The organism is Actinomadura alba, assembly GCF_014323705.1.
In the GTDB taxonomy this organism is placed as follows: Bacteria; Actinomycetota; Actinomycetes; order Streptosporangiales; family Streptosporangiaceae; genus Actinomadura_C; species Actinomadura_C alba.
Window position 1 is genome coordinate 246,470 of record NZ_JABVEC010000003.1, and the last position, 25,676, is coordinate 272,145.

The window sequence follows — 25,676 nt, forward strand, 5'->3', positions numbered from 1 at the left end:
CTCCCATACATCAGCACTTTGCGTACGCTCGTCAGCGCGCACCGTAGCCGATGCCGATGCCGATGCCGGCGCCGGGGCCGGGGTCGAGGGGCGCTTCGAATCCGGATCAGGTGTCGATGCGGGCGGTGTCGAGCTCGGAGGCGCCCGCGGTGATGAACTCGCGGCGCGGCGCGACCTCGGAGCCCATGAGCAGGTCGAAGATCTTGGCCGCGTCCTCGGCGTCCTCGATCCGGATGCGCCGCAGCATGCGGTGCCGGGGGTCCATGGTGGTCTCGGCCAGCTGGTCGGCGTCCATCTCACCGAGGCCCTTGTACCGCTGCACCGGCTCCTTCCAGCGCTGGCCCTTGCGCTCGAGCTCGACGAGCTTCTTGCGCAGCTCACCGTCGGTGTAGCAGTAGATGTACCGGTTCTGCCCCCTCTTGGGGTTGCTCAGCTGGATCCGGTGCAGCGGCGGTACGGCCGCGAACACTCGCCCGGCCTCGAGCATCGGCTGCATGTAGCGGTAGATCAGGGTCAACAGCAGGCACCGGATGTGCGATCCGTCCACATCGGCGTCGGCCATGAGGATGATCCGCCCGTATCGCGCCGAGTCGAGCTCGAACGTACGGCCGGAGCCGGCACCGATGACCTGGATGATCGCCGAGCACTCGGCGTTCTTCAACATGTCCGCGACCGAGGACTTCTGCACGTTGAGGATCTTGCCCCGGATCGGCAGGAGCGCCTGGAACTCGGAGTTGCGGGCCAGCTTGGCGGTGCCGAGCGCCGAGTCCCCCTCGACGATGAAGAGCTCGCTACGGTCGTCGGAGGTGCGGCAGTCGACCAGCTTCGCCGGCAGCGCGGAGTTCTCCAGCGCGTTCTTGCGGCGCTGGTTGTCGCGCTGGGTGCGGGCGGCGATCCGGGTCTTGGCCGCGGAGACGACCTTCTCGAGCACGTTGCGCAGCTGCTGCTTCTGCCCGCGCTTGGGCGACTCGAAGGCGGCCTTGAGCTCCCTGGTCACCACCTGGGACACGATCCGGGTCGCGGCCGAGGTGCCGAGTACCTCCTTGGTCTGCCCCTCGAACTGCGGCTCGGGCAGCCGTACGGTGACGACGGCGGTGAGCCCCTCGAGGATGTCGTCCTTGAGGACGGGATCGTCGCCGTTCTTCAGCAGCCGGGTGCTGCGGAGCTGTTCGTTGATCGTCTTTACCAGTGCCCGGTCGAATCCGGAGACATGGGTGCCGTGCTTGGGGGTGGCGATCACGTTGACGAACGACCGGGTGATCGTGTCGTAGCCGGTGCCCCAGCGCAGCGCCACGTCGACTTCGAGGTCGCGCTCGACGTCGGTGGGGGTCAGGTGTCCCTGATCGTCGAGCACCGGCACCGTCTCGGTGAAGTGCCCGCGGCCCTGCAGGCGCAGCACGTCGCTCACGGCCTCGTCCGAGGCGAGGTAGGAGCAGAACTCGCCGATGCCGCCGTCGAAGCGGAACGACTCCTCGATCGGCTCCTCGCCGCGCTCGTCCCGTACCGAGATCGACAGGCCCGGCACCAGGAAGGCGGTCTGCCGCATCCGGTCGAGCACCAGCTCGGTCGCGATCGTCGCGTCCTTGATGAAGATCTGCCGGTCCGGCCAGAATCGCACCCGATTGCCCGTGATCTTCTTGGCGACCCTCTTGCCGAGCCTCATGCCGGACTTCTTCTTGAACTTGGCCGTCGGCCCCTCGTCGGCGAACTCGCCGGGCAGACCGCGCTTGAAGCTCATCAAGTGGGTGTGGCCGTCACGGTCGACCTCGACGTCGAGCCGGGAGGACAGCGCGTTGACGACGGAGGCGCCGACGCCGTGCAGACCACCGGAGGCGGTGTAGGAGACCCCTCCGAACTTGCCGCCCGCGTGCAGTCGCGTCATCACCAGCTCGACGCCCGGCAGCCCCGTCTTGGGCTCGATGTCGACCGGGATGCCCCGGCCGTCGTCGCCGACCTCGATGGAGCCGTCGGCGTGCAGGACGACCTCGATGTGGGTGCAGTGGCCGCCGAGCGCCTCGTCGACGGAGTTGTCGACGATCTCCCAGAGGCAGTGCACGAGGCCACGGCTGTCGGTGGAGCCGATGTACATGCCCGGCCGCTTCCGGACGGCCTCGAGGCCTTCGAGCACCGACAGATGCCGGGCCGAATAGCCGTGCGGGTCGTCGGCGGTCAGTTCAGCGGTCTCAGCGGTCACAGCGGTCAACTTGGTCGGACTCCTCGGGGGGCAGAACGTCAGGCAGCAGGCTACCTCTCCTGACGCCGTTCGCCTGTCGACCACTCCGAAGCTGTGACGAAGATGCCGCACGACGGCGCGAGATGTCGCGAAGATGCCCTAACGCGATCTCGTGGGTCCTCGAACAAGGCTCCCACATGCGGCAGGATGCTGCCTTGTGACCCGCTCCAACTGCTGCGACTTTTCCGGCGATCCACACCGCAGAGGGGGCGGTTTGTGAAATCCGTCACTTATTGCAGCATTCTGCTCTGGGCGTAGTGAGAGGCGGGTTGGGAACGTCCGCGTCCGGTTAGATGTTCTTTTAAGTACCGACCCCGAGACGAGGAAGGTGCCGTGACTGGAGCCCTTGCCCCATCCAAGCCACTGTCGGCCGTAGATCGCTGCGACCGCTGTGGTGCTCAGGCCTATGTCCGTGCGGTCCTTGCTGGCGGCGGCGACCTGCTGTTCTGCGCGCATCACGGCCGCAGGTTCAGTGAGGCGCTTCGCGCAGGCGGGGCTGACATTCAGGACGAGACCGACCGGCTGATCGAGACCCCTGCCATCGCCCCTGACAAGGAACGGTAGTTCGACAGCTCCATACATAGAGAGAAGATGGCGGCCATCGGCGACGATGGCCGCCATCTTTCGCTTCCAGCCGGCGCCGACGGCGTCCGGCCGGGCTTCACGGAACACATCGGAGGGACCGTGCTCGTCCTGCTGCCCCCGTCCGAGGGGAAGGCGGCCGTCGGAGACGGCGCGCCCGTCGATCTGGCCGGCCTGAGCCGCCCGGAACTGGCGGCGACCAGGAAACGGGTACTGAAGGCCCTGACCGCACTCTGCAAGGGCCCGGAGCGCCAGGCCATGGAGATCCTTGGCCTGCCCGCCGGACAGGCCGAGGCCGTCGGGCGCAACCGTGTGCTCCGCTCGGCCCCGGCGCTCCCGGCCGCGCGCCTCTACACCGGGGTCCTGTACGACAATCTCGGACTGGCCGACCTGGACGCGGCGGCGGCCGCGCGGGCCGCCGAACGGTTGGCGATCTTCTCGGGTCTGTGGGGCGTGCTGCGCATCGACGACCGCGTACCGCCGTACCGGCTGGCCATGGGGGTGCGGCTGCCTCCGCTCGGCGCGCTGGCGGGCGTCTGGCGACCGGCGATCGCCCGGGCGATGCGCTCGAGCCGCCCCGGCCTGATCGTCGACATGCGCTCCGCGCCGTACGCCGCCGCCTGGAGACCGGCGGTACCGACGGTGGCGGTACGGGTGTTCCGGGAGCGGATCGTCGACGGCGTGGTGCGGCGTTCGGTGGTCAGCCATATGGCCAAGGCCACCAGAGGCGCGGTGACCCGCGACCTCATCGCGGCGGACGCCGACCCGGGGTCACCCGAGGAGCTCGCGAAGCTCCTGAGCGATCTGGGCCACGTGGTGGAGCTCGACCGGCCGGCCCGCGCCGGAGCGCCGTGGACCGCCGACGTGATCCTGGACGAGCCGGCCGGCCCCGGCACGTAGAACAAGGCACGGGGCGTGAACAAGCACCAGCACGGAGGACAAGGCACGGCGCGCAAGACGCGGTGGGTAAAGACTTCGTAACGCCGCGCCGGTCGGCGTGTCGGCCCGCCCGCCACGGCACCGGAAGGGCGAATCGCGGCAGGCCGGGCCTCCCCCGGGACGTCGCCGACCGGAGGCCCGTGCCGCGGAGATCTCAGTCCAGGTAGTCGCGGAGTACCTGGGAGCGCGACGGGTGACGCAGCTTCGACATGGTCTTGGACTCGATCTGGCGGATCCGCTCCCGGGTCACCCCGTAGACCTTGCCGATCTCGTCGAGGGTCTTCGGCTGGCCGTCGGTGAGGCCGAACCGCATGGAGACCACGCCCGCCTCGCGCTCGCTCAGCGTGTCGAGCACCGAGTGGAGTTGCTCCTGCAGCAGCGTGAAGCTCACCGCGTCGGCCGGGACGATCGCCTCGGAGTCCTCGATCAGGTCACCGAACTCGCTGTCGCCGTCCTCACCCAGCGGCGTGTGCAGGGAGATCGGCTCACGACCGTACTTCTGGACCTCGACGACCTTCTCGGGCGTCATGTCGAGCTCTTTGGCCAGCTCCTCGGGGGTGGGCTCGCGACCCAGGTCCTGGAGCATCTGCCGCTGCACCCGGGCCAGCTTGTTGATCACTTCGACCATGTGGACCGGGATGCGGATGGTACGGGCCTGGTCGGCCATCGCCCGGGTGATCGCCTGCCGGATCCACCAGGTGGCGTACGTGGAGAACTTGTAGCCCTTGGTGTAGTCGAACTTCTCGACCGCGCGGATCAGGCCGAGGTTGCCCTCCTGGATCAGGTCCAGGAAGAGCATTCCGCGGCCGGTGTAGCGCTTGGCCAGCGACACGACCAGCCGCAGGTTGGCCTCGAGCAGGTGGTTCTTGGCCCGGCGGCCGTCCTCGGCGATCCACTCGAAGTCCTCGAGATCGTCCTCGGACATCGCGTGGCCCTCGACGGCCAGTCGCTCCTCGGCGAACAGGCCCGCCTCGATGCGCTTGGCCAGCTCGACCTCCTGCTCGGCGTTGAGCAGCGGGACCTTGCCGATCTGCTTGAGATAGTCCTTGACCGGGTCGGCGGTCGCGCCGGCGGCCGCGATCTGCTGCGCCGGGGCGTCCTCGTCGTCGTCACCGAGGACGAACGCCTCCTCTTCGGAGTCCTCGCCCTTCTTGTTGCCCTGCGGCGGCGTGCCGGTCTCGGCCTCCGGCTCCGCGGTGGCGGCCTCCGGCTCGGCGGCCGTCTCGGGGTCGGCGCCGGTCTCGAGATCGACATCGACCTCGAGATCGACCTCGAGCTCCTCGTCGAGCTCGGTGACCTCGACCTCGTCGTCGACGATCGGCTCGACCTTCTCGACCGGCCGCTTGGCCGCGCCGTTCCCGTTGGCCGTGTCCTTGGCCGGCTGGGTCTTCTTCGCGCCCGTGGGCCGCTTCGGCTTGGCCGCGGCCTTCTTGGGCTTGGCGGCCTGGGGCCGGGCCGTACGGGCACGCGTGGTGTCGGGCGCGCCGCCGTCAGCGCCGTCGTCGACTACGGCCGTCACCGTGTCGGGCTGCTCCTTGGCGGCCGCGACGCTCTTGGGCGCCCCCTGACGGGAACCCGCCCCCTCCTCGGTCTTGTCCTTTCGCGCCGGCTGCGTCCCGGCGCGCTTGCGCGGACGCTTCGGCGCCGCGGAGTCGGCAGCGCTCACCATGACGGTCACACCCTCCTTGCTGAGGCTCCGCAAGATGCTCGAGGCCTTGGACACGGGGATGTCGGCCTCTTCGAACGTGCGGCGTACATCGTCGGCTTCGATGTAACCCTGGGACCGTCCACGCTCGATCAGTTGCCCGATGACGTGCTCGTGCAGCTGCTCTGTTGGCTTCGAGGTCGAACTGGCAGGCGACACAAACACCTCTCGAACGAAACATGTGGCTAGGTTGACCCAGGCGGCCTGTCGGGCGTGGCCTCGCGGGCGGGGCCACGAACCCCGCGCGGGAAAGCAGCGTACCCGCTTCTCCTAGGGTCAGCATTCTGGCACGGCTGCGCATTCCGTACGGGGAGTCCTGCCCGGTAACACACCACCTTAGGGGGAGCTGAGTGGTCCTTCGTACGGACTACGCCGTCTTCGGCGGAACGTGTAGGGCAAGTACGGTCACATCGTCGTCTTGCTCATACCCGGCAAGCATGCGATCGACCAAGAAATCGACGATTATTTCAGGATCTGCTACCACCTCCGGTGGCGCGTCCGCCGCGACCCCGACGAGCTCGTCGAGACCGGCGTCCACTCCACGCCTACGGTTCTCCACGAGTCCATCGGAATAGAACACCACAGTGTTGCCGGTCTCGATGGAAAAACTTGTCTGCTGCCTTTGACTGGGCCAGCCCAACGGCGTGCCCGGCTCGCTCGCGCTGAGGCGTGCGGGGGCGTCCGGGCTGATCAAAAGGGGTGGCGGGTGCCCCGCGTTGCTGAGCACGCCCACCCCGGTCTCGGGATCGATCACGGCGTAGGCCACCGTCGTGAACTGCTCTTCGTCCTCGGTGGCGCTGAACAGCCGGTCGAGCCCGGCGAGCACGGCGGCGGGGCGCGGGTCGTTGAGCGCCAGGGCGCGCAGGGCGTTGCGGACCCGGCCCATCCCCGCCGCGGCGAGCACGCCCTTGCCCATGACGTCGCCGACCGCGATGGCCAGCCGGTCGTCGGGCAGCCGGAACGCGTCGTACCAGTCCCCGCCGACCTGCACGTGGCGGGTGGCCGGGTGGTAGCGAGCGGCCAGCTGCATGTTGGACAGCTGCGGAAGATCGCTCGGCAGGAGGCTGCGCTGGAGCTCCTCGGCGGTCTTGTGCTCGCGCTCGAACAGCAGCGCCCGCTCGACCGCCAGCGCGCACTGGCCTGCGAGCGCCTCGAGGAACACCCGCTCCTCCTCGGTGATCTCACGGGGCCGCATGAACGAGAACCGCAGCGCGCCGATCGCGGCGCCCGCCGCCAGCAGGGGCAGCCCGACCCAGGCCCGCTCCTCGATCTGACGCGCGAACAGGCCGGTCTCGTCGCCGCCGAGCTGCATCCGGAGGCTGTCCGGATTCTCGGCCAGGAACGGCCGGCTCTCGCGGACCGCGACCGACATCACGGTCTGGTCGCTGACCTGGATGTCGTCGGGCGTGGCGAGAGCGACGTCCTGGGTGCCGCTCGGCATGATGATCCGGAGCAGCAGCTTGTCGTCGTTGAGCAGCGCCACCGCTGACTGATCGGCGCCGATCGCCGACCGGCCGACCTCGGTGATGACCTGGACGACCTGCGCCACCGTGAGGGCCTCGGCGAGCATCGAGGTGGCCTGCTGGAGCCTGGCCGTGCGGAGCGCGGCCGCCGACAGCTGCTCGGTCAGCCGGCCGCGCATCTCCTCGGCCTCGCGCTGGCCGGTGACGTCGGTGTTGGCGCCGACCCACTCGACGACGTCCTCGCCCCGCCAGATCGGCACCGCCCGTACGTCGTAGTGGCGGTAGTTGCCGGATCTGGTGCGGACGCGGTAGTTGGCCTCGAAGACGCGGTTGGCCCGCAGGCACTCGTGCCAGCCGGCCTCGACGCGCTGGTGGTCCTCGGGATGGATGACGGCGAGCCAGCCGCTCGCGAGATAGTCGTCGATGGTCTGGCCGGTGATCGCCCGCCACTCCGGCGCGTCGTCGGCCACCTGACCGTCTGGCAGGGTCACCCAGACCACCTGTGAGCTGGCCTCGACCAGAGAGCGGTAACGCTCCTCCTTGCGGCGGATGACCTCCTCGGCGCGGCGTCGCTCGGACACGTCGACCACGATCAGCACGATCCCGAGGACCTTCCCGTCCGGGCCGCGGGAGGGGAACCAGGAGTACGCCCAGTGCCGGGTCCGATCGGCGGGCTCGACCACCACGCCGGGGGCCGCACCACCCGCCGCGCCGCCCTCGGCACCACCCGCCACGCCGCCGGTCACGCCGCCCGCCACACCAGCCGCCGCGCCGTCCTCGGCGCTCGCCTCGTCGCCGCCCTGCCCGGCGGCCTCGACGGCGAGATCGAACGCGTCGATCACCGCCTGGCCCTCCTCGAGGGCCTTGCGCAGCGCGGACTCCATGGCGGTGGCCGTGGCCCCGTCGTCCGGCAGCGCCTCGGCCGGGCGCCGTCCGATGAGCTCATCGGCGGGCACGCCGTGGATCTCCACGAGGGTCTCGTTGACCCGGCGGAACTTGAGCTGGGCGTCGAAGAACGCGAAGCCGATGGACGCTTCCTTGATCAAGGTCTCGAAAAGGGCGATATCGGAGGAATCCATGCCGGCCACCCGTGGGTGCGGAACAGAAGTATCGGTGCTCACCGTCGACACCTCCGTCGCGGGCGAGGCTTTGCCAAAAGGCAGATCGTCATCACTTTGGGTGAACGGGACCAGGCCGAGCCCCCGCCTCCCTCACAACACCGGTCGGAGTCAGGCCTTCATCATCTCGGTGGTTCGGCGCCGAAGACAAGTCTTACCCCCAGTGGCCGGTTCGGCACCTTCACCGGCCACCCTACGGTGCCGCGGGCACGGCCACCGTCCCGTCCCGGCCCGCCGGGGCGCCAGAACAGCCGGGGTAATCGGCAGGTACGAGATGATAGAGCGCCTCGGCCCGATCGGCAGCCGAGAGTGACATTCCGGCGCGTCCCTTCGCGGATCCGCACGCGACGCGCCGAGGCCGGCCGCCCGATCGCGTACGCCGCCGGGCCCGTCTCGAGGCCCCGTGCGTGATTGCGATTGGCCGGATCCGGCCGTTCCGTGCTCCGGGAGGGCGACGACGAGCCCACGCCGCCAGATATGACCGATTTCTTACAGTCCGGCCGTTCTCGTGGCCGTACGGTCCGCGCAGTGCTCGAATAGTGGGGTGACGGGCACGGGAACGAGCGGCGGCGCCTCCGCGCGGCCGGATGAGGGCACCCCGGTCGGGCGACGGATCGTCCTCGGCATGCTGGGCCTCGGCGCGGCCGGCGTGGCGGTGGGAGCGGCCGTACAGGAGAGGGTCGACCGCGCACTGTCCCCCATCAACCGGTTCCTCCCGGTCGGCGGCGGCTTCCGGTATTACTCGGTGGTCGACCGGGTCGAGCCCCGCGACGCGGGCGACTACACGCTGACGGTGAGCGGGCGGGTCCGCGACCGGCGCACGTTCACGCTGGCCGATCTTCGCGCGCTCCCGCAGACGCGGATCATCCGCGACTTCCAGTGCGTCACCGGATGGCGGGTGCCGAAGGTGCCGTGGGCCGGCGTGGCCCTGCCCGATCTGCTGGACGCGGTCGGCGCGTCCCCCGCCGCGCGAGCGGTGCGCTTCCGCTCCTTCGACGGCGCGTACACCGAATCCCTGACCATGGCACAGGCGCGCAGGCGCGACGTGCTCATCGCCACCGACATGCTCGACGGCCCGGTCAGTCATGATCACGGCGGGCCGGTGCGGCTGTTCGTCGCGCCTATGTACGGCTACAAGTCGCTCAAGTGGCTGGACGGCATCGAGGTCGGCGACAAGGTCGTCCCGGGCTACTGGGAGGAACGCGGTTACGACATCGACGCGTGGGTGGGCCGGTCGAACGGCAGGGACGACGAGCCGACATGAGCCGACCCGGCCCGCGCCGCCAGGGCCGCCGCGGCGGGCGGACGATCCTGCGGTTCACGCGATCGGAACGCGCGGTCCATCACGCCGTCGCGCTCCTGATGATCATCTGCCTGGTGACGGCGGCGTGCCTGTACGTCCCGGCCATCGCCGCCGCCGTCGGCCGCCGGGAACTGATCAAGACCATTCACGTGATCGCGGGGTTCGGGCTGCCAGTCCCGATCCTGGCCGGCCGGCTCTTCGCGGCGTTCCGCGCCGACCTGCGGCGCCTCAACCGGTTCCGCGACGAGGACTGGGAGTGGCTGCGCCGCCGCGACCGGCGGGCGGTCATCGATGGCACGGGCGCCATCCCCGTCGGGAAGTTCAACGCCGGCCAGAAGCTCAACGCCGCCTTCGTCGCCGGCGCCGTCCTCGTCATGCTGGGAACCGGGGCCATGCTCACCTTCCCCGGACCGTTCCCCGACGCTTGGCGCACCGGGGCCACCTTCGTGCACGACTGGCTCACCCTCGCGGTTCTCGTCGTCTTCCTGGGGCATCTCCGCTACGCGTTGCGCGACCGCGGTGCGATGGCCGGGATGTGGGACGGGCACGTCGACCTGCCGTGGGCCGCCCGCCACCACCCCGCGTGGCTCTCCGAGCAGGCCGCGACGCGAGAGCCGGCACTACGGGAACGGGCGCCGCGAGAGGCGGCACCGGAAGCGACTGAAGAGCGTGGCGTCCCGGGGCCTTGACAAGGCTCCTTGCTGCGTGAATTAGGATTCTCGGCCTTGACAGGCTCAGTCAACCCTCCTGGCAATGGGCGCCTTTGCCGCCATGGGGGAGTAAAATGCTTGTTCGAGCATGGAGCGGTTTCGTCTACGACAATTCCCGAATATCGGTGGTGTCGGATGGAGCGGTCCTACCAGAGCATTCCGCTGGCGACATCATGCAGGTCGTGGGCGACTGTCACGAGCGAATCTGAGAGGGTAAGTCCGTGAGTCCCCGCAGCCGCCGCCGTCCTCCGGGGGACGCCAAGCCACCCTCCGACGAGATCTACGCGATCTTCGATGACATCCTCAAGCACGCCCGTGAGCTGCTGGCGGTGCGCAGCCCCCTCGACGCCGAGCTCATCGTGAGCGAGATCCTCGGCTCCTGGTGGGGCCGGCGGTCGGGCGAGGGCGGCGCCGACGCCGACGAGGTGGTCGGCGAGGCCCTGGTCGATCACGCCGGCCGTGCGGGCACGCCCGCGGCACTGGCACTGCTGACCGGCATGGCCTATCTCGGCACCAGCAGGCAGGCCGCCATGGCCGAGCGCGCGGCGCTGGGTCTCATGGAGCGCGGCGTGGCCCGGCCCGGATGGGCCGGCCGCGTGGGCATGGTCGCCGCCGAGGACTGCTACGCCTCCCGGGACGTCTACGGCGACCGGGAGTCGATCGTCTGCACCTTCACCTATGGCGGTGCCGAGCGGCACGCCCTCATCGTCTCGGTCGACCACAACTACGGCGGCATGGTGCGGGACGCGTGGGTCTCGTCACAGGTGGGCAAGGTCCTCGACCACTGCCGCAGCGACGGCCGCGACAACCCGCTGATGCGGTTCGAGGAGCTCGAGCCGGGCCGCGTCCGGGCGCTGCTCGAGACCGCGCTGCGGGCCACCGACGGCTGGATCGATCCACCGGTCAACGAGGGCTTCGGCTCGTACAACGCGTTCGTACGCGCCCGGGTGCGGGCGCTGCCGCCGGGCGGGCGGCACCCCGCGCCGCCCGTCTACGGCCGCGACCGGCGGGCGACCCTGGCGGCCCAGTTCCTGGCCTCGGACGAGGCCGAGGAGCTGTCGGACCGGTCCGCGGCGAGCCGCTGCGTCGACCGGATCATCGACTACGGGTGCACCTACGACTCCGGCCGTCCGCTGCGGGTCAGCCCGATCAAGTGTGAGCGGTTCCTGCTGGAGTGGGTACCGAGCAAGGTACTGCTGTGGCCGAACGAGCAAGAGGCGATGCCGCATGTGCTCGCGGCCTGGGTGCGGTGGGCGAGCAAGCGCACCGGCCTGCCCGAGGAGGGCGTCCGCGCCACCCTCGACGCGGTGTGGGACGCCACCGTCAGGTTCGCCGACGTCTACCGTGATCCGACCGAGGCCGGCCTGGACCGCGACATCGTCGAGCGGCTGCTTCCGGACGGCGATCTCGAGGCGCTGCCCCGCCGGGCGTTCGCACTGCCGTTCCTCAACGGACGGCACGGCAACGTCGACCTCACGTCGCTCAACCCGGTCGACCCCGCCGACCGCCGGCGGTTGCTCGAGTTCGAGCATCCCGGCGCGCCGGAGGAACATCTGGCCGAGCACGAGCGGCTTGCCGTACGGCTGTGGGCAGGCGATCCACCGCAGTTGTGGCATACCGCGCAGAACCTGCTGGATCTCGGGTACGAGCGACACGAGATCCTGCACCGGCTCATCGAGGTGATCGACCGACATGGCGACGACGCCGAGGCTCTGCGCGACGCTCTGCGCGCGCTCCGCCACGACCGGCCGCCGTCGGCGGACTGATCGGGCGGTTTGCGAGAGGGGACCACGGACGGCGATTATCGGCGTTTACGGTGGGGTCGCGGAACCCGAGTGGCTATCGGCGGCCGGTGAGGAGTGATCTTGTTGGAGTGGTCCGAATTCGCCGAACGCCTCGGCCGTGAGCTGGCGGGTCTCGATCGCGACACCATCCTCATCGTGCGGGAACACGACGAGAGCCGCCACTACGTCCAGGCCATGCGCGAACCGGACCGGCTCTACGCCGAGGCCGTCAGCAACAACTTCCTCGAGGGCCCGCTCCTGTTGACCCCCGCCGACGAGGAGGTGCTCACCGAGGCCGGGTGGCGGTCGCCCACGGCGGACTGGTCGCCGGCGAACTGGTGGACCGAGCTGCCTCCCCTCGCGACCGCCACCGACTACGCCGGGCTGGCCGACATGATGGTCACCGCCCTGCGCGACGTGCAGGGCCTGCGGCGACCGGCCGATCTGGTGTACGAGTCGTTCCACCGGCACGGCACCGGCCTGATCGAGCTGGTGGACTTCGGCATCCCCCCGGCCGATCCGAGCCGGATCACCGAACACCGCACCGGCGACGGCCAGGACCCTGCCTCAGCGGCCGATGACGGCGCCGTCCGCGGCCCCGGGCACGCCGCCGATCGTGCCTCCGGCCAGACCGCCGACCGCGCCTCCGGTCCGGCCGCCGGCCCGCGCCGGATCGATGAGGCGATGGCGGCGCTGTCCGCACCGCCCATGCCCGACCCGCACAAGCCCGCCCCCGGCGACGTCAACAGGGTCAACGGGGCCAACGGGGCCGCGCCGTCCGGGCACGCCGCCCACCAGCCCGCCCCGCCACGGCCGGCCCCCCCGAACCCACGTCCATCCCCATCTGCATCCCCATCTGCATCGCCATCGCCATCGCCATCGCCATCGCCATCCTCATCGCCGGCGCAGGACGCCGCCCTTCTGGAGGCCCGGCTCGCCGAGGCCAAGCAGCGCGGCGACCACCTGGCCTGCTTCGAGCTGCTGCTCACCACCGACCATCTGCTGCTCCTGCTCGACGAGACGGCCACGGACCAGAACGGCGGCCGGTTCGCCACCACGACCATCGGCACCGGCACGTACCTCATGGCGTTCACCTCGCCCCAGGCGATGGCCGACGCGATGACCAGCGCGACGGCCGACGCGCCAAGCGGCACACCGGGCGACGCGACGGCCGACGCGCAGGGCGACCGGCACCGCCCGCACCGCGCGGCCGGGTTCGGTGAACTCGCCGCCGCGTGGCCGCATCCGCACTGGTCCCTGGTGGTCAACGCCGGGCTGCCGAGTGAGATACACCTCGACGCCGCGACGGTCGCCCGGCTCGACGACATGCGCCGCACGGCCGCGCGGGCGGCCACCGTCGACGCCATCGTGGACGTGCCGCGCGCCACGGCGGCCAAGATCGCGGATCTGCCGCACGGCTCGCGCCTGTGGCGATATGACGGCCGGTCGCTCACACAGGTGGCCGCCTACGACGCGGCGAGCGGGCACTGGACGGTCGCCGACGCCGCACCCCGGACCGAGTAGGGCTCACCCGCACACAAGCGCCGTGTGTGGGCATAAGACCCACCATGAGGCTCCCTGTCCAGCCGTCCCTGCTGACCCCGACACAGGCCCGTGCCCAGTTCCGCACCGGTGCCCTGCCGCTCACCACCAGCGGCTGGTGCCGCGGCCATACCCAGGCCAACCTGCTCGCCGTCCCTCATGACCTGGCCTTCGACGCGTTGCTGTTCGCCTACCGCAATCCGGCCGCGTGCCCGGTGCTCGAGATCACCGATCCGGGCGATCCGCATCCCAGGAGCCTGGCCGTCGACGCGGACCTGCGCACCGACCTCCCGGCCTACCGCGTGTACGAGAACGGCACGCTGGTGGCGGAAGTACCGGACGCCACCGACTACTGGCGTGACGATCTCGTGGCGTTCCTCATCGGCTGCAGTTTCACCTTCGAGGCGGCGCTGACGTCCGCGGGCGTGCCCGTCCGCCATATCGAGCAGGGGCGCAACGTGCCGATGTACGTCACCACGCGCGAGTGCGTACCGGCCGGGCGGCTCAGCGGCCCGCTCGTGGTGTCGATGCGGCCGGTGCCGCCCGCTCTGATCGATACCGCCCGGGAGGTGAGCGAGGCGTTCCCCACCATGCACGGGGCACCGGTCCACGTCGGCGACCCGGCGGAGCTCGGGATCGCCGACCTCGCCCGGCCGGAGTTCGGCGATCCGGTGGATCTCCACCCCGGGGACGTACCGATGTTCTGGGCGTGCGGCGTCACCCCGCAGGCGGTCGTCATGGCCAGCCGGCCGGAGTTCGCCCTCACCCACGCCCCCGGCCGCATGTTCATCACCGACCAGGCTCTGGTGCTCCCCGCATGAGCCTGCGGCCACCCGAGTCGGAGGCGGATCAGTCGCTGCGCAGCACCTCGGCGACCGGGCGCCGCGCCGCCGCCCGTACGGGCACCCCGGTGAGCACGGCGACGCCGGCGAGCGTGCCCGCCACGACCGCCAACAGCCACGGCAGAGGCGGTGAATACCCGCTGCTCCCCTGCCCGCCGGCGATCATCTGGGCGAATCGATAGACCAGCGACCCGGCGGGGATGCCGGCGATCCCGGCGGCCAGGGCCGGCAGGAGCTGGGCGGCGGACAGTCCGGAGGCGACCTGACGTGGCGAGGCGCCGAGCGCCCGGGCGAGGGCCGTCGGCCGCAGCGTGTCGACGGCCGTCGCCCACGCGATGAGGATCGCGTTCACCGCGGCGAGGGCCAGCAGCGCCAGCATCATGGCGACGGTGACCTGCTCCAGCCGCTCGGTCACGGGATTGCCCGCTCCCTGCACGAAGTCCACGCTCCCGTTGATCCTCGCGTCGTTGACGCCGACGTCGTGCCACATCGCCAGCGCCGCGACCACCATGGCCACGGTGATCGTCAGGCTGACCGCCGCGAGCGCAGTCCGACGCGGCCGGCGGGCGGCCAGCCGGACCCCGAGCAGCAGCGGCACCGGCAGCCGGGCCGACAACGCGGTCAGCCGGGAGCGGTGGCGGGGGGCGCGTGTGGTGCCGGCCAGGGCCCGCAAAGTGCTCGTACGGGCGCCGCGCACGGCCGGGAACACCGTGGCCACCCCCGCGACGCCCACGGCCGCGAGCACCACCACGACCGCCGTCGCGAGCGTCAGCGACGGCGGGTTGCCGACGCCGAGCAGACCGTCGCCGGGCCGCGTCAGCGATGGCGCCACCAGCCGGCCGACGCCCAGGCCCACGGCGGCCGCGGCGAGCGCGAGCATCACGTGCTCGGCCAGCAGCACGACCGCCACCAGGCGCGGGGTCGCCCCGACCGCCTTGAGCAGCCCGACCCGCCGGGTCTGGTCGGCCATGCGCCCGCCGACGAGCACCGCGACCGACGCCACCGCGAGCAGCGCGAGCGCCCAGGCCCCGGTGAAGAGGGCGGTGCGCACGAGCGTCAGCTCGGCGGTGCCGCCGGCGCGCACCTCCTGCCACGGCACGACCTGTACGCCAGGCGTGCTCCCACCGGCGGCGCCGCGGGCCGCGAACGCCGGGGCGGAGCCGGGATCGGCCAGCCGCAGGTACACCACCCGCCTGAAGTTCTCGGCCGCCGGGGCCAGCCGGGCGGCGTCGGCCTCGCTCGCCCAGATCAGGCCGGGCGCCGAGTTGGGGTAGGGCGCCCGCGCGGTCGTCACCGCGATCCCGCCGACGCTCAGCCGCCTGCCCGCGATGGTGACCGTGTCGCCCGGCCGTACCTTCAGCGCGTCCGCGAAGGCGCGCTCGACGACGACGGCGCCATCGCGGACCCACGCGCCGTCGGTCACGCGCGGCCGGTCGACGGCGCTCGGTACCGCGTCACGGCCCTGCACCGTCGTGGCCACGCGCAGATCCCGCACCCGCAGGTCGTCGTAGTAGCGCATGGTGTACGGACCGGACATCGCGGTCACCCCGGGTGAGCGGGCGAGTCCGGTGAGGGCGGAGGCGGAGGCGGTGATGGAAGCGGGGACGGAGGTGGAGGTCACGACGGCGTCCGGACCGGCCGTGGCGGCACGGGTGCGCTCCCACGGGCGGTCCGTCACCCCGCGGACGGCCAGCCCCATCGTCAGCGTCGTGGTGGTCGCGGCCAGCGCGACGAGCAGCAACAGCGCCTCGACCCGGCGGCGGCGCAGATCGCGCGTCGCCAGTCGCAGGATGAGCACGAGCCGGCCCATCAGCCCCCCAGCCCGGCGAGGGAACCGAGCCGGCGGGCGCCGCCGCCCAGCCGGGTCTCGTCGACGAAGGCCCCGTCGCGCATGGTGATCAGGCGATCCGACGTCGCGGCGATCCGGGAGTCGTGGGTGACGATGACCAGCGTGTGCCCGTTGCGGCGCAGCCCATCGAAGAGCCGCAGCACGTCCGTGGTGGCGGTGCTGTCGAGGTTGCCCGTCGGCTCGTCGGCGAGCACGACGAGGGGCCGGTTGACCAGTGCCCGCGCCACCGCGACCCGCTGCCGCTGACCTCCGGACAGCGCCGAGGGGAGATGCCTCGACCGATCCGCGAGCCCGACCCGCTCGAGCAGGTCGGCCGCGCGCCGCCGGGCGGCGCGCGGCGAGACCCCGGCCAGCAGCGCCGGAAGCTCGACGTTCTCGGCGGCGGTGAGCTCGTCGACGAGATGGAAACCCTGGAACACGAAGCCGATCGCGTTGCGGCGCAGCCGGGCGAGCCGGGTCTCCGACATCGTGTCGAACCGTTCCCCGGCCATGCTCAGCTCACCCCCGGAGGCCCGTTCCAGCCCACCGAGCAGATGCAGCAGGGTCGACTTGCCGCACCCGCTCGCCCCCACGATCGCCACCGCCTCGCCCGCCGCGACGTCCAGGTCGACGCCGTCGACGGCGCGCACCAGCGCCGCTCCCCTGCCGTACTCCTTGCGGAGCCCAGCGGCCCGCAACACCGCGTTCGCGGTCATGCCCTCTCCTCTCGCTCCCAGTGCCGCGCGCAGGCCTCCAGCCAGCGCAGATCGGCCTGCAACCGCAGCACGGCGCCTTCGAGCAGCAGCGCGGCGGAAGAGCCGTCCGGCTCCGCCAGCGCGGCGCCCTGCAGGTCGCCGAGCTGACGGAGCAGTTCCCGGCGCTGCGCGTCGACGATGGCGACCGGATCCGCGAGGCCCGCCGCCGCGACCGCGACCAGCTTGAGATGGAATTTCGCCGATACCGGCTTCGCCCAGCCCACCTCCGCCAGCCACGCCGTCACGCGGTCCTGACCCGCGGCGGTGAGCTCGTACACCTTGCGGTCGGGACGATCCGTCTGGCCCACCCGCTGGGCCGCCACCAATCCGGCCTTCTCGAGGCGGCCCAGCGTGACGTAGACCTGACCGGCGTTGAGCGCGTCACCGAGCGGCCCCAGCGCGTGTTGCAACCGGGCCCGCAGCTCATAGCCATGGGAGGGCTCTTTGGCCAGCAACGCCAGCACGACATCCTGCACGGACCATCACCTCTAACGGTTAACCATATAGATAGCGGTTAGCCATCACCCCGTCAAACCACTCCCGGCCCGGTCGCTCGGACCTACGAGAGGGCGGCCAGCCGCGCGGTCTCGGCGCCGAGCGACCCTTCGGGGACGTCCTCCCAGGCCGTGACCTCGATCGCGCCGTCCTTGGCGGCCCAGACCCCGGCGACCCGGCCACCGTGGATCACCACCGGCGAGATCCAGCCGGCCTGCCGGCTGACCTTCGCCCGGTGCTCCGCCGGCAGGACGTACGTCGCACTGGTGCCGGCACCGAGGACGTACTGGTCGAATCCGCCCAGCAGCCGTACCGCCGAGGTCGGCTCGATGGCGTGCATCTCGGCGAGATGGTCGGTCAGGACGTACATCGGCGTGCCCTCGACCTCCACGACGGTCAGTTCGTCGCCGAGTGCCGCGAACCAGCCGCGCAGCTCCTTCTTGCGGCTGGTCCCCCGGGTCAGCCACGCGTCGAACATCTCCGCCGAGGCGGGCCCGTGGGCACCCAGGAAGGCGCGGATGACCGTACGGGCCGCCTCCTCGACCGGCGGCAGGCCGCGCCAGCCGGGAATGTGGTGAACCGGCGCGGTGAAGGTCACCCGGTTTCCGCGCGAGCGTCCGTAACAGAGCACCCCCCACCAGGCCAGCGGCTTGAGCAGCGTGCCCCAGCCGGAACCCAGCAGCTCGGCCAGGTGACCTGACCCGGTGCTCTCGATGATCTCCGCGCTGAGCTCCTCGCGGGAGCGGGGGGACCCGTCGCCGAGCACGTCGGCGGCCGCGGCGGCGATCACCTCGAGCTCGGCGGGGGTGACCCCGGAAGCCCGCTGCCAGCTCGGCTTCTCCCAGTTGCGCATCGTCGCGCACAGGGCCAGGTAAGCGCCCGCCTCATCGACCGGCAGCAGGTGCAGGGTCCCCCGCATCGCCCAGGTCTTCAGCAGAGAGCGCTCGTCCCAGAGCGCTTTCTCCACCTCACGGTCGCGCGGCGAGGTCTGCCGCACCGCCACGGCCAGCTCGGCCGCCGAGGCGACCTGGGCCTGCACTCCGGCGAGCCGCCCCACGATCCGCACCGCCGGGGCGTCGCCGATCGGATCGAGGAACTGCCGCCGCATCCGCCAGGCCAGCGCCTGCGACCACGTGAGAGATTCCATGCCGCGAAGCGTACGACCGCGAGCCACAGAAACCGCCAGGAATCCACCGGAGCCCCCGCTGAGCCCGGCACGAGAGGACGCGTTCGGCGACCGCCTGCGGGGCCGGCGAGCACGCCCTTCGTCAGCCCCCGCTCCGCCGCGCCCCGGGCAACCGCGGGGTGAGCTCGTCGTAGGCGTTGCGGACGTCCTCGGCGGTGAGCGTCGTCAGGTCGGCGGTCGTCGCGGCATCGCCCAGCTGGGCCGCGCGCACGTCCCGCGACGCGCAGGCCTTCTCGTACACCGAGCGGGCGAACCGGCCGTTGCCGAGTTCGTCGATCCAGCCGCGGCCGCACACGCGCTGGAAGATGCCGGCGAGATCGTCGAGGGCGGCCTCCTCCCAGCGGTCCCCGCCCCGCTCGGCAATCACCTGCGCGATCTCGAGCAGCTCGTCCGGCCCGTAGGACGGGAACGCCACCCGCACGTCGAAGCGCGAGGCCAGCCCGGGGTTGGTGTGCAGGAACCGGTCCATGTCGGACTCATAACCGGCGAGCACGACGACGAGCCGCTCCCGATCATCCTCGGCGCGCTTGAGCAGCGTCTGCACGGCCTCCGAGCCGAACGCGTCGCCACCGGCGTAGCCGACGCCCGCGAGCGCGTAGGCCTCGTCGACGAACAGCACCCCGCCGAGGGCCGAGTCGATCACCTTGTTGGTCTTGATCGCGGTGGCGCCCAGATGGTCGCCGACGAGGTCGGCCCGCTGAGCCTCGACCACGGCGGGCCGGGCGAGCATCCCCAGCGCCGAGAACACCCGGCCGAGCACCCGGGCGACGGAGGTCTTGCCGGTGCCGGGGGGCCCGGCGAACACGAAATGACGCATCGGCGGCTGAGCGACCAGGCCCTGCTCCCGGCGCATCTTCGCGACCTTCAACTGGGCGGCGATCTCATGGACCTGCCGTTTCACCGGCGCCAGGCCGACCATGCCGTCGAGGGCCGCGAGCGCCTCCTCGAGGGTCGGGGTCTCGGCGTAGCCCCGGTAGCGCTCGGTCACCTCGGCGAACGCCGTCTCGACATCGTCGGCGGAGAGCGTGACGAGTTCGTCGGGGGTGGGCGGCCGGTCGCCCGAGACGATCCGCACGTCGCGGGCCCGCCCCGCCGCCTCGGCGAGCGACCGGACGAACCGCCCGTTGCCCAGCTCGTCGATGATGCCGCGGCGCCACACCTCCTCGAACCGCGACGCCAGCCGCGACCGGGAGCCGTCGTCGAGCCGATCGTCGCGCAGCCGGGTGTGGAAGTCGGCGATCCGCAGCAGCTCGGCCGGCCGGTAGCTGGGGAACCGAACCCGGGTGCCGAATCTCGACGCGAGACCAGGGTTGGAGCCGAGGAACTCCTCCATCTGCTGCTCGTAGCCGGCCAGGATGATCACGAGCTGCTCACGGTCGTCCTCGGCCCGCTTGAGCAGCGCCTGCACGGCCTCGTTGCCGAACCGGTCCGGTTGCCCGTCGGCCGCGTTGATCAGGCTGTACGCCTCGTCGACGAACAGCACCCCGCCGAGTGCCGAGTCGACCAGCTCGTTCGTCTTCAGGGCGGTGGCGCCGAGGTACTCCCCCACCAGGTCGGCCCGGTGCGCCTCCACGACGTTGGCGGTGGGCAGCAGGCCGAAGGCATAAAAGATCTTCGCGAGGGTGCGCGCCACCGTGGTCTTGCCGGTGCCGGACGGTCCGACGAACACGAAATGGCGCATGGGCTTCTCCGAGGGCACCCCGGCCTCGGCCCGCAGGTGCGCGGCCTCGATCGACGCGGCGATCGAGCGCACCTGTCGCTTCACCGGTTCGAGGCCGATCATCTCCTCGAGCTCGTCGAGCGCCTCCGCGACGGAGATCTGCGGCCTCTCGTCCCCGGGCACCTGCGGCTCGGGCGCCACCGCGCGCTCCTCGTACGCCGCCTGCGTGGCGACGGGCACCCCGGGCGCGTAGGCGCCGTTCGGCGGCGGGACGCTCTCGCGATCCGGCTGTTCCTGTACCCACCCGGTGTCGTAGGCCTCGGCGGGAACGACCCGGCGGGCATGGTCCCATCGGTAGGCGAGCACGATCGCGGCGACCAGCCAGGCGGGCGCCACGTGCAACCCCGGTAGCGGATGGGCGGTCGCGGCCGCGGCGATCCCGGCGAAGGCCAGGACCACCAGGGTCGTGCGCCACGGTGCGAAGCCGCGCAACCGGAACGCCACGAACGCGACCGGCGCGGCCAACAGCGCCAGGAGGACAGCCTGATGCTCCGGCTCCGGATAGAGCCGGCCGAGCGGCACCGTCGCGGCGAGCCAGCAGGCGATGATGGCGACCACCGCCATGCCGACCGGCGAACGCATCGTGAGGTCGATCGCGATCAGCAGGATCGCGGTGAACAGCACGACGAACGGGACCGGCTGGTCCGTCACCACGGCGACCGCGACGGCGAGGACGAGGAGGGCCACGCCGGCGAGCGGACGGACACCCGGTTGCATCTGGAAATAACGCCAGCGGACGCGCTCGAACAGGTCGCGCGCCGCGGTGCCGACCGCGGGGCGAGAGCGAGATCTGCCGAAGAGTCGCATCATTGTCGTGTATAGCGCAGAACACGGTAGGCGCGGCAGGACCAAAAAACCAAGAAGGACATTTGTACCGCCGGCGTCATTGGAAGAAGGAGAGCTGCCCCTCACCGGCGAGGGGGTCGCGGTGCTTCTTCAGATGCCGCCACTCCGGCAGGTCGTCGAGGTAGGACCAGGACAGCCGGTGGTGCGGCGTCGGGCCGAACTCCCTGAGCGCCTCCTGATGGACCGGCGACGGATAGCCGGCGCTCGCCGCGAAGCCGTACGCGGGAAAGTCGGCGTCGAGGTCCGCCATCAACCGGTCGCGGTGCACCTTGGCCAGCACCGAGGCCGCGGCGACGGTCACCGAGCGCTGGTCGGCCTTCACCTCGCACCGCACCCGCCATGGCGCTCCGAGGAAGTCGTGCCCGCCGTCCAGGATGACCAAGTCGGGAGCCGTGGGAAGCGCCTCGAGCGCGCGCACGGCGGCACGGCGCAACGCCTCGGTCATGCCCACCTCGTCGATCTCCTCCGGGCTCGCGGCCCCGAGGGCGTGCGCGCTCAGCCAGCCGGGCAGGATCTCGGCGAATGCCTCGCGCTGTGCCTCTGTCAGCAGCTTGGAATCGGTCAGCCGCACGACGCGGGTGCCCCGGCCCGGCAGGGCAGGGGGCGGGCTGAGGTCGGTGACGGCCGCGCACACGACGACGGGGCCGGCCCAGGCGCCCCGGCCCACCTCGTCGACCCCGGCGATCCGCGCGGTGCGGCTCGGCAAGGCCGCGGCGAGCCGCCGCTCGATCTGATAATCCGCGGGGCCGCCGCCACTCGCCCGGCCGGAGGTGGCCGACGCCTCCAGGCCCGGCAGCGCGCCGGTCACGCGGTCTCCCGGGCGAACCCGGAGATCTCGTGGCCGAGCCGATCGGCCGGGGTTCGCAGAATCCGCATCGGGTCATGATGGCATCCACCGCGCCCGCACGCCCGGGCCCCGGATTGACGATCGTGACCGTGGGTAGGGGGCGGACCCCGGAGGAGGTGGGTGCGATGGACACCCTGGTACGTCATCTGCTGCGCGAGGCCGGCACGAGCTATGCGAGGGAGGCCGGCATCACCCTCAAGGATCAGCCCGCGCCGCTCTTCCAGTTGCTGGTGCTCGCCAATCTGCTCAGTACCCGGATCAACGCGGACATCGCGCTGGCCGCCGCACGCGAGCTGTTCGCGGCGGGCGGCACCACGCCGCGCGGCATGACGAGGCTCAGCTGGCAGGACCGGGTGGACGCGCTCGGCCGGGGGCACTACGTGCGCTACGACGAGAGCACCGCCACCCGGCTCGGTGAGATGAGCGACCTGGTGCGGGAGAAGTACGGCGGCGACCTGCGCCGGCTCGCCCGCGACTCGGAACACGATCCCGGCCGGGCACGTGAACTGCTTCAGGAGTTCTCCGGCATCGGCCCGACGGGCGCCGGCATCTTCTGCCGAGAGGCGCAGGCCGTGTGGCCGTGGCTGCGGCCCTATCTGGACGACCAGACCACCAAGGGTGCGGATCGGCTGGGACTGCCCAAGGACCCCAAGAGGCTCGCCGACCTGGTTCCCGAGGGCGACCTAGCCCGCTTCGCCGCCGCGCTCGTGCGAGTCGCACGCGACAGGAAACTCGCCGACTCGATCCGCCGGGAACGCTGACCGCAGGCGGCGCCGCACCAGGTCGGCGTGGAAGATCCGGCGACGTGAGCGGACCTCCGGCGGGCGACGTCGCCCGTCCCTGCCAGTCGCCGGGCCACCGCGCCGGTCCTCATGTCACGTGACGTTCACGTGCCGGGTCTCCCGCAATTCACCTTGTTCGCCGTAACCTGGCCTGCTGAAATCGAGCGCCGCGTGGGACTGCGGAGGCACGCGGGGATCGGTGAGCCGTGTGGTCTCGGCCGACGCCGCTCCCAAGCTTCACAAAGGGGATCTTCTGAAGTGTCAGCCCCCGCACACACTCCCGGTGCACCTCCCCAGCACGATGCGCGCCCAGCGGCGGAACCCCCTTCCGCCGGTTCCGGCCGGCCGCGCACCGAACGCCGACCGGAGATCCAGGGGCTGCGGGCCGTGGCCATCCTGCTGGTGGCGTCGTACCACATCTGGCTGGGCCGGGTGTCGGGTGGCGTGGACGTGTTCCTCATGCTCACCGGCTTTCTGATCACCGGATCGCTGCTGCGGACGGCCGAGCGCACCGGGCGGGTGCAGTTCGCGGCGTTCATCGCCCGGCTGGCCCGCAGGCTGTTCCCCCCGGCCGCGATCGTGCTGACCGCGGTGCTCGTGGGGACTCTGCTCCTGTTGCCACGGACACATTGGCGGGACACCCTCGGCGAGGTGCTCGCCTCGGCGCTGTACTTCGAGAACTGGCGGCTCGCGCTGACCGCCGTCGACTACCTCGCGGGCGGCGCCGACGCGAGCCCTGTGCAGCACTTCTGGTCGCTGGGGATCCAGGGGCAGTTCTACCTGATCTGGCCCGCCCTGCTGGCGGTGGCGATCCTGGTGGCCCGGGTGACGCCCTTCACGGCGCGCGCGGTCTTCCTCGTCGTGCTGGGGCTCGTCCTGGTCGTTTCGCTGGCGTACTCGGTGTGGCGGACCGAGACCGACCAGCCCTGGGCCTACTTCGACACCGGTGCGCGGCTGTGGGAGCTGGCGCTGGGCGGCATCGCGGCGATCGTCCTGCCCTGGATCAAGACACCGCGCGTGCTGCGGGTGGGGCTGGGCTGGTTCGGCCTGGCCGCACTGATCTCATGCGGCCTGCTGCTCCACGTCTCCACCATGTTCCCCGGGTACGTGGCGCTGTGGCCGACCGGGGCGGCCGTGCTGATCCTGCTCGCCGGCACGACGAACAGCCCGATCGGGGCCGACCGGCTGCTCGCCAGCAGGCCGCTGAAGTACGCCGGGGACGTCTCCTACTCGTTGTACCTGTGGCACTGGCCGCTGCTGATCTTCTACCGGGTGAAGATCGACGGGGATGTGGGGCTGCTGGCCGGCGGGGGGATCCTGGCCGTCTCGTTCGTGCTGGCCGCCGGCACCACCTGGGTGACCGACCACGCCGCCGGATGGGCGGGCCGGGCCCGGGCGGCGCGAAGCTGGTCGCTCGCGCTGGGCCTGGCGTGCCTGCTGCCGGTCGTCTTCGTCACGGTCGGCTGGTCGGCGCAGTTGGAGCAGGAGTCCCACGATCGCGTGCCGCACACCGACGACCTGGTCAGGTACCCGGGCGCCGCGGTGCTGATGCGACGACCCGTCGTAGAGCCGCCGCGCCTGCCGATACGCCCGGCACCGGACGTCGCGACCCAGGACCTCCCGTCGGTCTACGAGAACGACTGCATGCAGAACACCCGCGAGAGCGAGCTGGAGCAGTGCTCCTATGGCGCCAAGCAGCCGAGTCACACCATCACCCTGATCGGGAACTCCCACGCCGCCCAGTGGCTTCCGGCCCTGGAGAAGATGGCCGCGCCGAACGGCTGGCGGATCGTCGTCATGACCAAGGGCTCCTGCATGCTCGCCGACGAGGAGCAGATCTACAAGGGCAAGCCCCAGCCGAGTTGTACGGCGTGGCAGGAGAACGTGATGGCGGAGCTGAAGCGGCGCCCGCCGGACCTGGTGATCACGACGGGCACGCACTCCAGTGGTACGGAGGGCGAGACGCTGACCCCCGGCATGATCTCGCGCTGGCGGGAACTCGGTTCGATGGGCGTGCGCGTGCTGGCGCTTCGCGACACCCCGCGGTTCCGGTTCAAGGCCCCCGAGTGCGTCGAGGCCAAGGGGCGCGACGAGTGCACCGAGGCCGAGTCCTACAGCCTCGCGAAGATCTCGCCCATTCTGGCCCTTCGCGACGCGCCGGTGAACGTCAAGTTCTCCGACTTCACGCCGTACCTCTGCCCGAACGATCGCTGTCCATCCGTCATCGGCAACGTGCTGGTGTACTGGGACTCCTTCGGGCACTTCACCGCGACGTTCACCCGTACCATGACTCCGCTGCTGGAGAGACAGGTCAGGCAGGCGCTGCAGCGGCAGGTCACGTGCATGCGGCCGACTCCGTCCGGCAAGTGTCCCAAGCCCCCTGGCGGCCGGGTCACGCCACCGGCCCGGTGAGAGTGGGTCCCGTCCGGCCGCCGCGTTGGCGCCAAACGGGCGTGGCTCACGGGTCGTCGCCCGGCCGCGGAGTGCCGTCGCGCCAGACGCACTCCGAGGATCCGCTGAGACGGAGTTCCCGCCGCTCGGGATTGTAGTTCGCCGCGAGGAAGTAATTGTCCCGGTCGGTGTAGGCGCCGATGTGATCGCCGGTGCGCGTCACGTCGTGGGAGCGGCTCTTCCAATGGGACCCGAGCGAGTCGAGGAACCGGCCCGCGGCGTCGGCGGTCACGGGAGACGCCGTGTACTCGATCTGCGCCTGCACCTGGCCGGTGAAGCCCGAGCCGGTCATCGCCTTCGTGCAGCTGCTCCCGTCGTCGGTGTCGGTCTCCCGGCCGGAGAAGCGGAGCCCGCCGGCGACGGCGCTCAGGGTGCTCCGCAGGTGGCCGTCGACCCGCTCCAGTGCCTTCTGCGCGGTGATGGTGTGCTTCGGCGTCCCGGCGCAACCGCCGGCGAGCACGGCGGCCGCGATCATCACAAGGATCAGGTGCGTTCGGGACGGGGTCATGATCCTCATTATCGGTGCACGTCTCCGGCCGTCGGCG

At 71.3% G+C, this 25,676-nt stretch carries 19 protein-coding genes; 9 read left to right on the forward strand and 10 right to left on the reverse strand.

Annotation, left to right across the window (positions count from 1 at the left end; all coding sequences use genetic code 11):
* Positions 1–106 precede the first annotated feature (106 nt).
* Positions 107–2,203: a DNA gyrase/topoisomerase IV subunit B gene (locus tag HKK74_RS06695; RefSeq protein ID WP_376771511.1), complete on the reverse strand. Its 2,097-nt coding sequence runs from the start codon at positions 2,201–2,203 to the stop codon at positions 107–109.
* A gap of 363 nt (positions 2,204–2,566) precedes the next feature.
* Here HKK74_RS06695 and HKK74_RS06700 point away from each other — a divergent pair, with 363 nt between their 5' ends.
* Complete coding sequence (locus HKK74_RS06700; RefSeq protein WP_187242183.1) at positions 2,567–2,797, forward strand: DUF7455 domain-containing protein; 231 nt, start codon at positions 2,567–2,569, stop codon at positions 2,795–2,797.
* Positions 2,798–2,917: 120 nt separating this feature from the next.
* Positions 2,918–3,715: a peroxide stress protein YaaA gene (yaaA, locus tag HKK74_RS06705; protein WP_187242312.1), complete on the forward strand. Its 798-nt coding sequence runs from the start codon at positions 2,918–2,920 to the stop codon at positions 3,713–3,715.
* Positions 3,716–3,908: 193 nt separating this feature from the next.
* On the opposite strand, the gene HKK74_RS06710 is transcribed toward yaaA, so the two are convergent.
* Positions 3,909–5,618 (reverse strand): RNA polymerase sigma factor, encoded by a 1,710-nt coding sequence (locus HKK74_RS06710; RefSeq protein ID WP_187242184.1) that lies wholly within the window; start codon positions 5,616–5,618, stop codon positions 3,909–3,911.
* 208 nt (positions 5,619–5,826) lie between these two features.
* On the reverse strand, positions 5,827–8,001 hold the full coding sequence (locus HKK74_RS06715) for a SpoIIE family protein phosphatase (protein WP_187242185.1): 2,175 nt from the start codon (positions 7,999–8,001) through the stop codon (positions 5,827–5,829).
* A 583-nt stretch (positions 8,002–8,584) separates the two neighbouring features.
* Between HKK74_RS06715 and HKK74_RS06720 the strand changes: the two genes are divergently transcribed.
* The 5 genes from HKK74_RS06720 to HKK74_RS06740 all read left to right on the forward strand — a co-directional run bounded on the left by HKK74_RS06720 (position 8,585) and on the right by HKK74_RS06740 (position 14,200).
* The gene (locus HKK74_RS06720) at positions 8,585–9,304 is read left to right on the forward strand and encodes a molybdopterin-dependent oxidoreductase (protein WP_222721949.1); all 720 of its coding nucleotides are present in this window, start codon (positions 8,585–8,587) and stop codon (positions 9,302–9,304) included.
* On the forward strand, positions 9,301–10,032 hold the full coding sequence (locus HKK74_RS06725) for a cytochrome b/b6 domain-containing protein (protein ID WP_187242186.1): 732 nt from the start codon (positions 9,301–9,303) through the stop codon (positions 10,030–10,032). The genes HKK74_RS06720 and HKK74_RS06725 overlap by 4 nt, the downstream gene beginning before the upstream one ends.
* A 242-nt stretch (positions 10,033–10,274) precedes the next feature.
* The gene (locus tag HKK74_RS06730) at positions 10,275–11,819 is read left to right on the forward strand and encodes a hypothetical protein (RefSeq protein ID WP_312881305.1); all 1,545 of its coding nucleotides are present in this window, start codon (positions 10,275–10,277) and stop codon (positions 11,817–11,819) included.
* Between the two features lie 99 nt (positions 11,820–11,918).
* Positions 11,919–13,361 (forward strand): TY-Chap domain-containing protein, encoded by a 1,443-nt coding sequence (locus HKK74_RS39660; RefSeq protein ID WP_246491322.1) that lies wholly within the window; start codon positions 11,919–11,921, stop codon positions 13,359–13,361.
* 44 nt (positions 13,362–13,405) lie between these two features.
* Entirely contained in the window at positions 13,406–14,200 is a 795-nt protein-coding gene (locus HKK74_RS06740; RefSeq protein WP_187242187.1) for a putative hydro-lyase, read from the forward strand.
* 28 nt (positions 14,201–14,228) lie between these two features.
* On the opposite strand, the gene HKK74_RS06745 is transcribed toward HKK74_RS06740, so the two are convergent.
* The 6 genes from HKK74_RS06745 to rnhB form a co-directional block, all read right to left on the reverse strand.
* Positions 14,229–16,031 carry an FtsX-like permease family protein gene (locus tag HKK74_RS06745; RefSeq protein WP_187242188.1) on the reverse strand — a complete coding sequence of 601 codons (1,803 nt, stop codon included), beginning with the start codon at positions 16,029–16,031 and terminating at the stop codon, positions 14,229–14,231.
* Positions 16,031–16,765 carry an ABC transporter ATP-binding protein gene (locus HKK74_RS06750; RefSeq protein WP_187242189.1) on the reverse strand — a complete coding sequence of 245 codons (735 nt, stop codon included), beginning with the start codon at positions 16,763–16,765 and terminating at the stop codon, positions 16,031–16,033. Before HKK74_RS06750 ends, HKK74_RS06745 begins: the two co-directional genes overlap by 1 nt.
* Positions 16,762–17,280 carry a PadR family transcriptional regulator gene (locus HKK74_RS06755; RefSeq protein WP_187242190.1) on the reverse strand — a complete coding sequence of 173 codons (519 nt, stop codon included), beginning with the start codon at positions 17,278–17,280 and terminating at the stop codon, positions 16,762–16,764. The genes HKK74_RS06750 and HKK74_RS06755 overlap by 4 nt, the downstream gene beginning before the upstream one ends.
* Positions 17,281–17,363: 83 nt before the next feature.
* On the reverse strand, positions 17,364–18,446 hold the full coding sequence (locus HKK74_RS06760; protein WP_187242191.1) for a winged helix DNA-binding domain-containing protein: 1,083 nt from the start codon (positions 18,444–18,446) through the stop codon (positions 17,364–17,366).
* Between the two features lie 121 nt (positions 18,447–18,567).
* A complete protein-coding gene (locus HKK74_RS06765; protein WP_187242192.1) occupies positions 18,568–21,012 on the reverse strand; it encodes an AAA family ATPase in 2,445 nt (814 codons plus the stop codon).
* 76 nt (positions 21,013–21,088) lie between these two features.
* Positions 21,089–21,838 (reverse strand): ribonuclease HII, encoded by a 750-nt coding sequence (gene rnhB, locus HKK74_RS06770; protein ID WP_376771512.1) that lies wholly within the window; start codon positions 21,836–21,838, stop codon positions 21,089–21,091.
* A gap of 185 nt (positions 21,839–22,023) precedes the next feature.
* On the opposite strand from rnhB, the gene HKK74_RS06775 reads away from it, so the two are divergent.
* Positions 22,024–22,659 (forward strand): HhH-GDP family DNA glycosylase, encoded by a 636-nt coding sequence (locus tag HKK74_RS06775; RefSeq protein ID WP_187242193.1) that lies wholly within the window; start codon positions 22,024–22,026, stop codon positions 22,657–22,659.
* 279 nt (positions 22,660–22,938) lie between these two features.
* The gene (locus HKK74_RS06780) at positions 22,939–25,092 is read left to right on the forward strand and encodes an acyltransferase family protein (protein ID WP_312881306.1); all 2,154 of its coding nucleotides are present in this window, start codon (positions 22,939–22,941) and stop codon (positions 25,090–25,092) included.
* Between the two features lie 46 nt (positions 25,093–25,138).
* Here HKK74_RS06780 and HKK74_RS06785 read toward each other — a convergent pair whose 3' ends face one another.
* Positions 25,139–25,639 (reverse strand): hypothetical protein, encoded by a 501-nt coding sequence (locus HKK74_RS06785; RefSeq protein WP_187242195.1) that lies wholly within the window; start codon positions 25,637–25,639, stop codon positions 25,139–25,141.
* Between the last annotated feature and the right edge of the window lie 37 nt (positions 25,640–25,676).

What these genes read in the sequence shown, in the direction of transcription:
- HKK74_RS06715 (WP_187242185.1), bottom strand. Translation starts at nt 8,001, where the DNA reads ATGGATTCCTCCGATATCGCCCTTTTCGAGACCTTGATCAAGGAAGCG.
- HKK74_RS06725 (WP_187242186.1), top strand. Translation starts at nt 9,301, where the DNA reads ATGAGCCGACCCGGCCCGCGCCGCCAGGGCCGCCGCGGCGGGCGGACG.
- HKK74_RS06740 (WP_187242187.1), top strand. Translation starts at nt 13,406, where the DNA reads ATGAGGCTCCCTGTCCAGCCGTCCCTGCTGACCCCGACACAGGCCCGT.
- HKK74_RS06765 (WP_187242192.1), bottom strand. Translation starts at nt 21,012, where the DNA reads ATGCGACTCTTCGGCAGATCTCGCTCTCGCCCCGCGGTCGGCACCGCG.
- HKK74_RS06785 (WP_187242195.1), bottom strand. Translation starts at nt 25,639, where the DNA reads ATGACCCCGTCCCGAACGCACCTGATCCTTGTGATGATCGCGGCCGCC.
- HKK74_RS06775 (WP_187242193.1), top strand. Translation starts at nt 22,024, where the DNA reads ATGGACACCCTGGTACGTCATCTGCTGCGCGAGGCCGGCACGAGCTAT.
- HKK74_RS06745 (WP_187242188.1), bottom strand. Translation starts at nt 16,031, where the DNA reads ATGGGCCGGCTCGTGCTCATCCTGCGACTGGCGACGCGCGATCTGCGC.
- HKK74_RS06760 (WP_187242191.1), bottom strand. Translation starts at nt 18,446, where the DNA reads ATGGAATCTCTCACGTGGTCGCAGGCGCTGGCCTGGCGGATGCGGCGG.
- HKK74_RS06750 (WP_187242189.1), bottom strand. Translation starts at nt 16,765, where the DNA reads ATGACCGCGAACGCGGTGTTGCGGGCCGCTGGGCTCCGCAAGGAGTAC.